This window comes from Winogradskyella sp. (genome assembly GCF_028282165.1).
Lineage (GTDB): Bacteria > Bacteroidota > Bacteroidia > Flavobacteriales > Flavobacteriaceae > Winogradskyella.
On the sequence record NZ_JANQIM010000033.1, the window covers coordinates 415487 to 429641 of the forward strand.

13 protein-coding genes are annotated in these 14155 nt (G+C 34.7%); 10 read left to right on the top strand and 3 right to left on the bottom strand.

Going from position 1 to position 14155, the window contains the following annotated elements:
• Positions 1-63 precede the first annotated feature (63 nt).
• Complete coding sequence (locus Q0972_RS13790) at positions 64-393, top strand: hypothetical protein (protein WP_299366581.1); 330 nt, start codon at positions 64-66, stop codon at positions 391-393.
• On the opposite strand, the gene Q0972_RS13795 is transcribed toward Q0972_RS13790, so the two are convergent.
• Positions 383-4195: a T9SS sorting signal type C domain-containing protein gene (locus tag Q0972_RS13795; protein ID WP_299366509.1), complete on the bottom strand. Its 3813-nt coding sequence runs from the start codon at positions 4193-4195 to the stop codon at positions 383-385. The two genes, Q0972_RS13790 and Q0972_RS13795, sit on opposite strands and share 11 nt — an antisense overlap.
• 160 nt (positions 4196-4355) lie before the next feature.
• On the opposite strand from Q0972_RS13795, the gene Q0972_RS13800 reads away from it, so the two are divergent.
• Genes Q0972_RS13800 through hemL form a run of 3 tightly spaced genes read left to right on the top strand, consistent with a single transcriptional unit; the run spans position 4356 to position 7333 of the window.
• Entirely contained in the window at positions 4356-5234 is an 879-nt protein-coding gene (locus Q0972_RS13800; protein ID WP_299366511.1) for a 1-aminocyclopropane-1-carboxylate deaminase/D-cysteine desulfhydrase, read from the top strand.
• Entirely contained in the window at positions 5231-6043 is an 813-nt protein-coding gene (locus Q0972_RS13805) for a glucosaminidase domain-containing protein (RefSeq protein WP_299366513.1), read from the top strand. The genes Q0972_RS13800 and Q0972_RS13805 overlap by 4 nt, the downstream gene beginning before the upstream one ends.
• A gap of 3 nt (positions 6044-6046) precedes the next feature.
• Positions 6047-7333 carry a glutamate-1-semialdehyde 2,1-aminomutase gene (gene hemL / locus Q0972_RS13810; RefSeq protein WP_299366514.1) on the top strand — a complete coding sequence of 429 codons (1287 nt, stop codon included), beginning with the start codon at positions 6047-6049 and terminating at the stop codon, positions 7331-7333.
• A gap of 58 nt (positions 7334-7391) precedes the next feature.
• Here hemL and Q0972_RS13815 read toward each other — a convergent pair whose 3' ends face one another.
• Positions 7392-7715 carry a hypothetical protein gene (locus Q0972_RS13815; RefSeq protein WP_299366516.1) on the bottom strand — a complete coding sequence of 108 codons (324 nt, stop codon included), beginning with the start codon at positions 7713-7715 and terminating at the stop codon, positions 7392-7394.
• Between the two features lie 74 nt (positions 7716-7789).
• Positions 7790-9286, bottom strand: coding sequence for a hypothetical protein (locus tag Q0972_RS13820; protein WP_299366518.1), 1497 nt, complete (start codon positions 9284-9286; stop codon positions 7790-7792).
• A 152-nt stretch (positions 9287-9438) separates the two neighbouring features.
• Between Q0972_RS13820 and yiaA the strand changes: the two genes are divergently transcribed.
• The 6 genes from yiaA to Q0972_RS13850 all read left to right on the top strand — a co-directional run bounded on the left by yiaA (position 9439) and on the right by Q0972_RS13850 (position 14139).
• Complete coding sequence (gene yiaA, locus Q0972_RS13825; protein ID WP_299366520.1) at positions 9439-9924, top strand: inner membrane protein YiaA; 486 nt, start codon at positions 9439-9441, stop codon at positions 9922-9924.
• A gap of 81 nt (positions 9925-10005) precedes the next feature.
• The gene (locus Q0972_RS13830; RefSeq protein WP_299366522.1) at positions 10006-10701 is read left to right on the top strand and encodes a CPBP family intramembrane glutamic endopeptidase; all 696 of its coding nucleotides are present in this window, start codon (positions 10006-10008) and stop codon (positions 10699-10701) included.
• Positions 10702-10704: 3 nt separating this feature from the next.
• Positions 10705-11985: a DUF2157 domain-containing protein gene (locus Q0972_RS13835; protein WP_299366524.1), complete on the top strand. Its 1281-nt coding sequence runs from the start codon at positions 10705-10707 to the stop codon at positions 11983-11985.
• Positions 11982-12629 carry a DUF2459 domain-containing protein gene (locus tag Q0972_RS13840; protein WP_299366526.1) on the top strand — a complete coding sequence of 216 codons (648 nt, stop codon included), beginning with the start codon at positions 11982-11984 and terminating at the stop codon, positions 12627-12629. The genes Q0972_RS13835 and Q0972_RS13840 overlap by 4 nt, the downstream gene beginning before the upstream one ends.
• 17 nt (positions 12630-12646) lie before the next feature.
• Positions 12647-13231, top strand: coding sequence for a GDYXXLXY domain-containing protein (locus Q0972_RS13845; RefSeq protein ID WP_299366528.1), 585 nt, complete (start codon positions 12647-12649; stop codon positions 13229-13231).
• Positions 13232-13260: 29 nt separating this feature from the next.
• Positions 13261-14139, top strand: a complete 879-nt coding sequence (locus Q0972_RS13850) for an alpha/beta fold hydrolase (RefSeq protein WP_299366530.1) — start codon at positions 13261-13263, stop codon at positions 14137-14139.
• The last annotated feature ends 16 nt before the right edge of the window (positions 14140-14155 follow it).

The window sequence follows — 14155 nt, forward strand, 5'->3', positions numbered from 1 at the left end:
TCAAGGTTACCAATTAACTGTCATGAAAATGAGTATGGATTGATTTTTGAACTAGGATTTGTTGTGATATTGATTTCAAGATATTTAGTGCCAAAAGGCTATGCAGGAATGACCATTTTCCCTTTTATGTTTTTGAAGTATAAAAATTTAAAAAGAAATAAGGTTTTGGTTAATCACGAAAAGATTCATTTGAAGCAACAGATCGAATTATTGGTTTTCCCATTTTTTATGGTTTATTGCTTAGAGTTTCTTGTGCGATTGCTTCAATATAGAAATTGGAAGCAAGCTTATAGAAATATTTCTTTTGAACGTGAAGCTTATGAAAAAGAAAGAGACCTTGAATATTTGGATTCAAGGCCGTTCTGGAGTTTTATGGTATATTTTAAAAAATAATCTTTGCGATTTTTTGCTTACCGTCTGTTAACTTAATCCTTAAGAATAGAGCCGAATGTTGTGGTTTAATTGCAGTAATTAAAAATTCATTGGTGTTTACGGATATATTAGAGTAAAGGTGTCTTCCTATGACATCAAATACTTCAATAGACTGAATCATCTCATAATCTGATTTTACGACGATTTTTTCGTTTTCTTCAAATACCGTTATCCTGTTTAATGTGTTAAAATTATCAACCCCCAAGGTGTTGTTAGTGTATCTTAAAATAAATCTATCATTTATGTAGCCAAGTTCACTTGTAAAAGAATAGGGTGTGTCTTTGAGGTTGTGTGTCAATCCCATAGTCAAGTCTTCAATGTAAATATCCTGATTAGGGTCATTAAATAAGCCTTGTAATGCATTGATGCCTATTGTTTGTATACCAGATTCAGTAATATTCAGGCCAATTGGAACCTGATCGTTATTATTGAATGGTAATTGACGACCTTGAATAAGATAGGTTTTGTTATCTATGATAGAATATAAGTTTAATCCGTTACCCGTAGTTGTCGCAGCATCGAACATTCTATCTTCTTCATTTGTAGCGCCATCTACATAAGCTACTAAAGTGGTGTTGGTCTGACCTGATGGACTGATATAATCTAACCAAATTCTATTGGTCTCGTTAGGGGTTTCGTCTGAATCGGTAGCGCTTCTATAAAACTGATCGTTGCTATGAGAGCGATTTCTCATGGTGTTATCAAAAGTTACGGTTTCATTAACCGTTGCTACGTCTGTCATGAGTACAAAGAAACCTTGACCAGCACCTATGTTACCATTAAATCCGGAAGGTGATGAGGTGCCACTAGAGTTGTATGCTATATAATCTGCAACATTGTAATTGTAAAGAAAATCTTCGTAAAACGGATCTGGATTAGTAATGCCAATATCAGTGCCATGGGTCCATAAATAGACACTTCCTGAAATATTCCCATTGCTTGCATGCGTTAAGAAGCTTATGGCATTTATTGCTGATGGATATGGATTGCCTAATAAATTCCAGTTGTCATCATCATCGGTTATGGTAAGTATATCTCCACCAACAAAAGGTTGGTAGAAGTAGGTTCCTGTATTGTGTGTTCCTCTTTCAATGGGTTGTACTATAGAGCCATTATTTGGAGTACCACTAAATGTTGCCGTATAATCTGTAGGCGTTACAGGATGCCCTGCAGGACCTCTAATGATATAACCTTTGCCAATATCCATAGCTCCAGTATTAGCACTTTGCCATTCTCCGAAGACCATATTTCCTGGTGGGCCAACACCTTGAAACGTGGTGGGAATCCATTCGTATTTATAACCGTTAGGCGTTAAGGGTGAAACATTTTCTACATTGAAACTAGTACTAGGAGATGACCAATACACATAGTCGTTTTGCCTTATGTTTGATGTTCTTTGCATAGTGAATGTTCCGTTTACGGTATTAACAACATCATCAATCTGGATCAAACTTGCACTATCTAACATATTGTAAGTACCGCCAGACTCTACATTAACAGTATTTACGATGGTTAATGTTGAGTTAGATTGTTGGGTTAATGTAGCTCCATTTTCAATAGTGAGATTTAACCCATCTCCATCATCAGTTGAATAAATAACAGGATCGTTTCCAGTATTTGGAATGATTATACAATCTGAGGGTAATGGGATAGTGTCATCGGACCAGTTAAGAGGATCCATCCAATTGTCGTTGGCTTGAGATCCGTCCCATAGTTTTGGTTGTTCTACGGTGATGACAAAATCATCAGTTCTTGTAATAGATGAAGTATTACACAAATTGTAAGTAACTTCAGCCGTATAAGTAGTAGTAGAATTTGGGCTGACTGATATAGTGGCATCATCATCATAAGTAGGGTTGTGTGCTCCATTTTCTAACCATCTTAGACTAGTGATAGAAGCCCCAGATGGTGTAAATCTCCATGCCCTGTTGGTCATGGTCCAGTCACCATCAGTAATGTCCCTAACAACTTCAGCCTGTGTGCCTGTAGCATTTTGAAGCCCAATTTGAGCATTTCCAAAATTCCAAATATCACTATAACTAACATTGAATACATCCATATTTTTTTCTTCAATATATACTTCAATGACGTTGGTGTTTTCGTATAAGACTATCATTCCTGAATAAAGTATGGTTGGGTCGGCAAACATGGGTACGTCGTGCCATGCTGTAATGAGAGCCCTACAGGTGCTACCACTAGTGGTTAGGTCAACAAATTCCCAACCAATTTCGCCCCCGGCTCTTGGGTCAATATCATGATGTACTCCAAAAATAGATGGTCCGAAGAAATGATCAAGCGCAAAAAGCGTCCCAGAAATATCAATGTAGTCTCTTGAATTTGAAGTGGCATTAGGTAATGTGTTGTTTATTTCCCAGCCCGTATATAAAGTAGCCAGGCTAGTGTCAAATGAGATAACCCCATTAGAATTCATGGTGCATGAGTTATAGGGTTGTCCGTAAAAGCAAAATTCAAAACTATTTGATGAAAAATCGATTACAGGAGACCAAACATCATCATCGTTTATACTAACGGGATTTGTCAAACATCCAAATTGATAAGGTGGATTATAAGCAATTTCTTGAGACGTGTAGGAATCGGTATTTCCTAATTCTAAAAAGCTAGCTTCTAAATCTATGGTGTCACCTATATCATCACAACCAAGCGTTATGGCGTTATTAGCGTTACTGTCCATTACATCTACAGCTGCACATCCAAAATCACTTGTTCCTGTTCCTGGGCCAGAGGAACATGGTTCCGTTACACAGATATAAAAACTACCCTCATCACCGCTGCCGAAATAACTATAAACCCGGACATAATAGGTACTTCCTACAGTAAGGCCGGTCAATGTAATTTCTTCTGAATCTATAGTTGTAGTGTTGTCAACGCAGGCTATACTGGTTAAGGAACCGCAACTCCCACTAAAGACTTCAAAAACCACATCATTAAGATTTCCGGGTCTAACTTTTATGGTTTGTTCCGTGTCGGTAGCGTTGAACTCAAACCAGACATCGTCGTCAGCCGCACCTGTGCAGCCTGCTTGCGATTGACTTGCACCAATAGTGGTGCTTAATGTAGAAACACATGGAGAGCCAGGTGTAAGCACAGTTGCTCCAGAGCACTCGTCATTACTCGGTGGAAGATACCCTCGTATTAAAATATCATCTACTATAAAAGGTGGATTTGTTCCGAAGGAGCCGTCATTCTCCCATACAAAACCTAGATAAAATTGTTGACCAGCAACTACAGAAATATCTAAATTTACCGCACTTTGTGTGGTGCTTTGCGAAAGATACTCCTGTGCATATACAAACCAATTTGTACCGTCAAAGGAATAGGCTATTCTTCCATAATCGAAGGCAAAACCTAAAACATCTTCACCTTCACAAATCCAATTAAAGTCAAGGGTTACAGCAATATAACCTGTTGCATCAATTAAAGGGCTTTGAGCAATATTTGATGCGGCAGAGTTTACATTATATTCTGGTTTTATGCCAGTACCTGTGTAAGGTACATTTTGGCTTACAGCTAATGAGTGGTTTCCATTTATGGCATTTATACTGGTTCCACCAAGAACCCACCATCTATTATCGGTGCCAGAAAAGTTAATATTGGTCCAACCTGTCGTATTAGGCGAGGCTAAATCCGTTTGGTCAGGATAAGTAGCATCTTCAAAATCTTCTGCAAAAATTGTAACTTGGGCATTTACATTAATAATAACAGATGCTAATAGTAGTAATAATAATTGTGTCTTTTTTATCATAAGCAAAAAGTATATGATATAAGCTAAGTCAACTAAATTGATTCTTTGACTTTGGCATCAAAAGCTATAGGTGGCTTTAGGGCGTAAGGTAAATAATGTATGTAAGACCGATTACTTAAAATGTTTTGCAAGAAGTTTTATCGATAAAGTGCTATATTCAATGGATGAACTAATATTAAATACTGAATATGAGGTTGTAATTCGTCGCGAAGATTTAATTCATCCGTTTATCTCAGGAAATAAGTATAGGAAGCTTAAGTATAATCTTGAAGAAGCCAAGCTTCTAGGCCAAAATACGCTTTTAACTTTTGGCGGTGCCTATTCTAACCATATCGCTGCTACTGCATATGCAGGTAAGGTTTATGGTTTTAGTACTATAGGCGTAGTAAGAGGCGAAGAGTTAGAGGATAAGATAGAAGTAAATCCTACTTTAAAATTTGCTAAGTCATGCGAGATGTTTTTTAAGTTCGTTTCAAGAGAAAGGTATAGACAAAAAACAGAGCATAGGTTTTTAAGTTGGCTTAAGTCAGAGTTAGGAGATTTTTATTTAATTCCTGAGGGAGGTACAAATGCACTAGCTGTAAAGGGTTGTGAGGAAATCTTGAACAAAAACGATGATAAATTCCATTTTATTTGTTGCTGCGTAGGAACAGGTGGCACGATTTCTGGATTAATAAATGTGTCTAAAAAACATCAAAAGGTACTAGGTTTTCCTGCGCTGAAAGGTGACTTTTTAAGACAAGATATTCGTAAATTTGTAACGAAAGAAAATTGGGATTTAATTGATAACTATCATTTTGGCGGTTACGCAAAAATAAATCCAGAATTGATTGCGTTTATCAATAGATTTAAAAAAACGTTTAATGTTCCTTTAGATCCTGTTTACACAGGAAAAATGATGTATGGGATTTTTGATTTAATGGCTAAAGGCTTTTTCCCTAAAGAATCGAAGATATTGGTGATCCATACAGGTGGGTTACAAGGAATAGAAGGAATGAATTTAAAATTAAAGCAAAAAGGTTGGCCTCAAATAGAATGAATTTAAAGTATAAATACATCTGTATATTGATTTTGACGATACTCACTTTAGGCTGTGGTCCCAAAAAAGGGATTGTAACCAAGGAAAAGGATCAAAAAAATGAGACAGAAGCTACAAAGGATGTAAAAGCAGAATTTCCAGATAATAAAATTGAAGAAGAAGATGAAGCAAAACCTCCATCCTCTACTGACAACTACATACTCCTATATGCCGAAATCGCAAAGGATCAGATGCGGAAATCTAAAATACCAGCGAGTATTACTTTGGCACAAGGTATTTTAGAATCGGGTTCTGGAAGAGGGCGTTTAGCCGTTGAAGCCAATAATCATTTTGGTATTAAATGTCACGGTTGGAAAGGTGCCAAGATATACCATGATGATGATCGTTCCCAAGAATGTTTTAGAAAATATGAAAGGGCGGAATCCTCATACAAGGATCATTCAGAGTTTTTAACAGGGCGAAGGCGCTATGCGGATTTATTCAAATTAAAACCAGATGATTATAAAGGTTGGGCAAGAGGCTTAAAAAAGGCTGGTTATGCTACAGATAGAAAATATCCACAAAAATTAATTAGTCTTATTGAGCGCTATAAGCTTTATAAATATGACGAAGAAGTTCTCGGTAAGAAAAATGAACAAGTTGAGATTGTGCCAGTCAACAGTGGGGTTGTTAGGTATATTGTGGAGAAAGGAGATACGCTATACTCACTGGCAAAACGCTATAATACATCAGTTGAAGCCATTAAAGAACTAAATAACCTCAATTCTAATGACCTTGCCTTAGGTCAGGAAATAATGATTCCAAATTAATATATGTTATACCAAAGAAGTAGTGCTTTGTTTAAGGAAGCACAAGAAGTGATACCAGGCGGTGTAAATTCACCAGTAAGAGCATTTAAAGCAGTAGGGGGCGTTCCTATTTTCGCTAAATCGGCTAAAGGAGCTTATATCTATGATGAAGATGGCAATCGATTTATTGATTACATCAATTCATGGGGTCCAATGCTATTGGGACATGCATTTCCACCAGTAGTTGAAGCCGTTGTTGAAAAGACAAAAAAGGGCACTTCGTTTGGAATGCCTACGGCTTTAGAGACAGAGATTGCTAAACAGGCTGTTTCCATGGTGCCTAATATTGATAAGATTCGTTTTGTCAATTCTGGTACAGAAGCTTGCATGAGTGCAATTCGCTTGGCTAGAGGCTTTGCTAAGAAAGATAAGATCATAAAATTTGCGGGTTGTTATCATGGACACAGCGATTCATTTTTAATTGCTGCGGGAAGTGGTGCTGTAACCTTTGGAACTCCAAATAGTCCTGGTGTAACCCAAGGAACGGCAAAAGATACTTTATTGGCTAGATATAATGATATAGAAAATGTAAGGGAAATTGTAGAGGCAAACCACAATGAGATCGCAGCTATAATTGTTGAGCCAGTTGCGGGTAATATGGGCTGTATTCCGCCAGTTGAAGGTTTTTTAGAAGGACTAAGAACACTTTGCGATACAAACGATATTCTTCTCATCTTCGATGAGGTAATGACGGGCTTTAGATTAGCAAAAGGTGGAGTTCAGGAGTTAAAAGGTATTAACGCCGATATAGTGTGTTTTGGAAAGGTAGTTGGTGGAGGGTTACCGGTTGGAGCTTTTGCATCAAGGAATGAAATTATGGATCATCTAGCGCCATTAGGACCTGTTTATCAGGCAGGAACTTTAAGTGGAAATCCATTAGCTATGGCGGCTGGTTTGGCAATGTTAAATGCTATAGACAATGATAAGGGGCTAATGAGCAGATTAGAGGAGAAAACAAAATATCTTCATAATGGTATTGCCGACGCCTTAAATAAAAATAATGTGGAGCATACGATTAATAGGATCGGGTCCATGATTTCTGTGCATTTTGCTGCAGAACCAGTAGTGGATTTTGAAAGTGCAGCAAAAGGTAATAATGAGACTTTTAAGAGTTTCTTCCATGGTATGCTTAACAGAGGTATTTATATTGCACCTAGCGCTTTTGAATCGTGGTTTATTACGGATGCCCTAACGTACCAAGACCTAAATGAAACCATTGCTGCTGTAGAAGAAGTGGCGAAAGAATTATAAACTAAAAAAGCTTCATTTTATTGAAGCTTTTTTATATTTCTATTAATTAAAAAATTGTCTATAGTTCCATCTCTTGGTAGCGCGCATATTGCTCTGAAGACAAAATAGTCTGCATTTTAGTTTCTAAATTTCTTTTAACTTTTTCAATGGATTTTTCATTTTTATCGTCAGCGCTTTCTAAAATCGCCATCTTTTTGGTGTATTCCATAAAGGCTAAATAGACTTGATCACATTGTTCGTGATTTAAATTTGCAAACTTTTTGAGTGCCTCGGTTTTTTCCGATGCTTGAGCGCTAATATCTTGGTTAGATTGTGCTATAGCAGACTCTGTACTTAAGCACAAAGCAAAAACTAATAAACAGAGCGTAATTATCTTTTTCATTTGTGGATTGTTTAGTTATTTGAGCCACTAAAATAATAATTTTATTTAAAAGGAAAATCTTAAATTGTAAATCATTATGGTTTGATGAGTTTTAATGTTGTTTTATAAAGGTTCTTTCCTCTAGCTTTATTTTTTAACCAGGCATAAAAACTGATAACAAAGATGTCCTCTTTTTGTATTGAAGTCTCTTCTAGTGCTATAGCCAGTTCTTTGGTAAAATCTTTACGCTTTGTTATTCCAGAGTATTTATAATAGCGTTCGGCATAGTGTATAAATGTCAAAACTCTTGATTGATCGATCTCCTTCAGATAAGATGTGTATTTTCGTTTGAAACTCTTTAGTCTTGAGTAAAATAAATCGTCATCTTCGATTTCTGCATAGAGTAAGATTTCTGCTAGGTTTTTTTTAATCACCCATTCTATTCCTGCTTTTTCAATGTAATATTGATCTGTATGATAGAATTTTGACAGAACTGATTTGGCTTTAACAAAATCCTCTTTTTGGAAGTAAAACATTAATAACGATAGGTGAAGATCTAAAAGAGACTCGATGTCTTTGTATTTCTTTTTAATTATAGTCTCTACAAGTTCTATGGCTTTATCTTGCTTGTTTATAAAGTTGTAGTTTAAAGCTTCAACCAAGGTTTTTTTTAGAATAAAGCTTTTGTAGTAGGCATTTTTTTTAAGCCCCATCAATTCTTCCATCTCCTTTATGTATTTTAATGAGGCCTCAAACTTTTTATTTCTGAATAGTGTGTTGGCTATGATATATACAATGTGAATTTGATAAAAGAGTTGTTTATCTGTTTCTTTCTTTTCTTTTAAGATTCCATAGCTGCTCAAAACAAAGTTTTCAATTTCAAAATACCGGCTCGTAACAAATGCAGATATATCTACTATGGTCAGTATCTGATAAAGCGATTTAAAAGAAAGAGACTCTTTTAGTTCGATATTGTAGTCAATGAGGATAGATTTCAGCTTGCTTTCAAAATCAACAACTTCTCCTTTGTAGCTAATAGTGTTTAGTACCAGTTTTAACTGTGCGTAAATAATGTTTAATTGGTCTTCTAATTGATGCTGTTTATGATTATTTTTTTGTTTTATTATGAGCGTTTCCAAGTCAATTTTTGGGTAATATGATGCATATTGTATTTTGGTGTGGTAGATTTCGTTGAGAATAGGAAACAGCGAATGCTCGTCTGCAAGGCGCTCAGCTTTATCCAATATTTTATAAGCAATGTCGTAGTTTTTTTGAAGCAAGTACGTACGAGAAGCTAAGATATATTTTATAATCTGCATATCTACAGAGTTCTCATCTTCTAGATTTTTATTAGCGGTAAAGTCTATTAAAGATTGAAAAAGACGTTTTCTTAAAGCGTGATAAGCGTTGCAATTATCAGTTTTATAGAGTTGGTTGCAAATGGATTTAGAATCTAATTGGGATTTAGATATTAGTCTAAATAACTGAATGTTCTTAGTATCCTTACGTTTGTTTTTCTGTTGTAGGTATGTAACAAATTTTTGTTGATCTTCTGCGTTTAAAGCATTTATAATTGAATTTAAGTCTGTCATTTAATCGTCAGTATAATACTAATATATGGTAGTAAAAATAGGAAGCAAGTCATAAAAATAAATAAATATATCGTCAGTTGTATGCTAACTTTAATTTTTATATAAATCGATTTTCTTTCAAATTTGTGTTGTAATCATTAAAACAGAATGTTATGAATTATCAAACTACAGTATCCTTAAAGGATGAAGAAAAAGTAAAGACAAAAAAGAAAGAAGATAAGATCTACAACCAAAAGCCGACACCAGCATTCATAGGGGCTTCTTGGACAGCTTTGCTCATCGGTATGGTTTCTTATTGTATTGGACTTTGGAATGCCAACATGGAGTTGAATGAAAAAGGCTATTACTTTACTATTCTGCTCTTCGGATTGTTTTCCGTAATATCAGTTCAGAAAGCCGTAAGGGATAAACTGGAGGATATTCAAGTTACGGATATGTATTATGGCATTAGTTGGTTTGTAACAATAGCAGCCATTGTATTATTAGTTGTTGGACTTTGGAATGCAGATCTGGAATTGAGCGAGAAAGGATTTTATGGAATGTCATATACACTGAGTCTTTTTGCCGCAATAGCCGTACAGAAAAACACTCGAGACGTAGCTTATATAGATAAGGAAATTGAAGCTAAACAAGATTAAATTAGTTTTAATGATGGTTAGTTAGTAACCCAAAACCTCGCAGATTGGTTTAGAGCTGCGAGGTTTTAAATTCTATTTGTTATGAAGCACAGATTAACAAAATACCTCACCGAGTTTTCGAGTTTAAAATTAACCAGACCGATATCCGATAAAATTAGAGTTCTAGAGATTTCAGGGGTTGTTTTAACAGGAATAGGAAAGTTCGTTTTTATGGATTATCTAAATTGGAGACTACCATTTGTAGTCGTTGCAATTTTAGCTTGGACTTTTTATATCTTTTATCGTTATAAAAAAGACAAGAATGTGTTGAGTGATTGGGGTTTTAAATGGGATAATTTCAAGGTCGTAATAAGGTTAATGCTGCCCTTTGCAATAATTTCGGTTTCATTATTCTTTATAGTTGGTTTTATACAAGGAACGATTAATCTAACTTGGCATGTCATCCCTTTGCTAATTACCTATCCCATCTGGGGAAGTGTCCAACAATTTCTTACTATTGGATTATTGGCAGGAAATCTAAAGGATCTTAAAAAAGTAAAGCTTAAAAAGGGTTTTATAATTCTTGTAACAGCAATATTCTTTTCCGTTTTGCATTATCCTTCACTTTGGTTGATGCTGGGTACTTTTGTCTTGGCATTATTTTATGGTTATATTTATTTAAAAGCCAAGAATATTTATGCCCTTGGTTTACTTCATGGTTGGTTAGGTGCCTTATTCTACTATACGGTTGTTGGCCAAGACCCATTTCAAGATATATTTTTAAATCTATTTAGATAAAACATGATTTCAAAATTTCAAAAAGAACTGCAAACTCTAGTTAATGATAAGATCATTACTCAAGATATTGCTGAACACATAGATAAGTACTATGCGTCAAAGGAAGATAATAAATCAGGTCGCTTGTTCACTATTTTTGGGGTGCTTGGTTCGTTGCTTATTGGTATGGGTATCATATTGATAGTAGCTCACAATTGGGATCATTTTTCAAGATCTATAAAAACACTATTTGCTTTTTTGCCTTTGCTTATAGGGCAAAGCCTAGTAGGCTATTCTGTATTTAAAGCAAAGGGTAAGACATGGAGAGAGGCTTCAGGAACGTTTTTGTTTTTTGCTGTAGGAGCATGTATTGCACTAATAAGCCAAATCTACAATATACCAGGAGATTTAAGTAGTTATTTATTGACCTGGACTTTACTTTGCATTCCCATAATTTACCTATTACGTTCACAAGCCGTTGCGATATTATGTTTAGTTTTTGCGACATACTATGCTTGTAATTGCGGTTACGCTTTTACGACCAGAGGCCAAACACCATGGTATTATCTATTGCTTTTTGTCTTGGTTTTACCACATTATATCCAATTACTAAAAAGCAAACCTCAATCAAATATTACATCTGTGTTTAATTGGTTGTTTCCATTAAGTTTAATTATAGTTCTTGGTGCATTTACAGACCGCTATGGTGATTTGGGTTATCTAATGTATATTCTATTGTTTGGATTATTTTATAATATAGGAAAGCTTCCATTTTTTGATAGTCAGTTATTACGAAAAAATGGTTATGTTATTTTTGGTTCTTTAGGCACGGTTTTTTTGCTACTGATTACTAGTTTTAAATGGATCTGGAGAGAGCTTTTTGTGATGCAAATAGGTTTTGCTACCCAAGAAATGTATATCGCTTCAATACTTTTTTTATTGGCGTTTAGTTTGTTGTTGTATTCCTATTCAAGAAAATGGGTGCGACAGTTTAATTTGTACCGATTTGTCTTCATCATTTTTACGCTGTACTATATTATTGGTTTTAAAAATGCTACAATACCAACGGTTTTGGTAAATGTTTTAATACTCGCTTTGGGTATTATGGCTATAAAGATTGGAGCTGATAAAATGCATTTTGGTACTTTAAATTATGGCTTATTAATTGTAGCAGTACTAATAACTTGTCGTTTTTTTGATACTAATATGTCATTTGTGCTTCGTGGGTCTTTATTTGTTACCGTGGGAGCTGGTTTTTTTATAGCGAATTACTTGATGTTTCAGAAACAAAAAAAGAAAACATGAAATATTTTAAACGGTTTTTAAGATATGTGCTTTATATATTATTATTACCAATAAGCTATGCTTTTATTTCATTTTTGTTAGGTATGATTACTGTAAATAAAACGCAGCATGAAGAACTGATGGAAAATGAGATTTATCTCACAACCAATGGTGTTCATTTAGATATTGTACTACCAATAGAACAGATCAGTTCAGAATTACGGGAAGACTTAATATTTAATGCCAACACAGAATATGTAGCTTTTGGTTGGGGGGATAAAGATTTTTACTTAAATACACCAACTTGGGGCGATCTAACATTTAGTAATGCATTTAATGCAATGTTTTTAAATAGTTCAACATTAATGCATATAACACGATACGAACAAAAACGAGCCAAGTGGATAAAGGTTAGATTATCTAAAAACCAATTAAGAAAGCTTAATGAAAATATTCACAATACATTTCAGTTAGACGAAGATAATTCTAAAATAATCCTGAAGGACAAAGGTTATGGTCCAAATGATGATTTCTATAGAGCAAAAGGAAGTTATTCTATATTTAAGACATGTAATACCTGGGTAAACACTGTGTTTAAAAAAAGTACACTAAAAAGCTGTTTGTGGACTCCCTTTGATTTTGCACTTTTAAAAAAGTACCAATAAATGAAGATTCTTAAAAGATGAAAAAAAAGCATATTCTAATCATGTTTTGTGTAGTGGCATTAATTCAATTATTTGTTCCTGCACAGATGATTTACAATCAAGAAAAAGTTTTAAATGATGGCAAAGCTTATAAGTTTAAAACGCGACCTATTGACCCCAACGATCCGTTTCGTGGTAAATACATCACGCTTCGTTATGAAATAAACTCATTTAAAACTAGGGATACTACATGGCGACGAGGTGATGCTGTTTATGTTTATCTTAAGGACAGTTTAGGGTATGCACAAATAGATACAATTTCAAAATATAAGCTCAACTTAAAGACAGATTATGTGGTTGCTAAGGCTACTCATTTTCGTAGCTTTAAAAATTACAGCAATAAATCTGCAAGGATACATTTCGATTTACCATTCAATAGGTTTTACATGGAAGAATACAAAGCTAAACCGGCCGAGGACGCTATTAGGGTACGTCGAAATGATACTGATTTAAAAGATGTTTACAGTTTGGTGTATGTTAAGGATGGCGAAGCAGTCCTTGAGAATGTTTTTATTAATGATGTACCCATTATAGACTATATTAAAGAAAAGGATAATCAATAATTTGTATCTTGTGTAAATATCAATAGTCTATGCCTTACTGGGTTTCAACCGTTTTACTAGTCTTAGGAATATATATTGCTATTAGTATAGCCTTGTACTATTTGCAAGATTATATGTTGTTTAAACCCGAAAAGCTTCCGAAGGACTTTCAGTTCGATTATGAAAATCAAGTTACCAAAGAATATAACTTAGAAACTAGAGATGGTGCAGTTATTAATGGTTTGCGATTTTTTCCTAAAGGCGAAAGCAAAGGTGTGGTTCTGTATCTTAAAGGAAATTCTAAAAGCATTAAAGGCTGGGGAAAGTTTGCGGTAGACTTTACAAGACATGGCTACAATGTTTTAATGGTAGATTACAGAGGCTTTGGTAAAAGTACAGGCAAGCGTTCGCAGAAGGCTATAAAACGCGATTTGCAAAAAGTCTACGATAAACTTAAGGAAAGAACCTCCGAAGACCAAATTGTACTCTATGGTCGTTCTTTGGGTTCTGGTTTTGCGACAAAATTGGCGTCGTTGAATGATCCTAAAATGCTTATCCTAGATGCACCTTACTACAGTCTTGCTAAAGTCGCAGCACGTTACGCATCTTTTATGCCGTTATCTTTGCTGTTAAAGTACCCTTTACCGACTTATAAATGGTTAAAATATGTACAGTGCCCAATTCACATAATTCATGGTACGCACGATAAGCTAATTCTATATAAGTCTAGTGTAAAATTGGCTCAAATCAATCCAAAGTTGACCAAGTTGCATACGGTAATAGGTGGTGGACACAAAAACCTAAATAACTTTGAATCTTACCATAATATGTTAGATGATATTTTAAACACAGAGCCAAAAAACATCGATTTAGAAACTACAAGTATTAATGTCATTCACTCTTCAAAAAAAACAAGGAAAAAAGCTTAGGAGCATTGTTATTTTT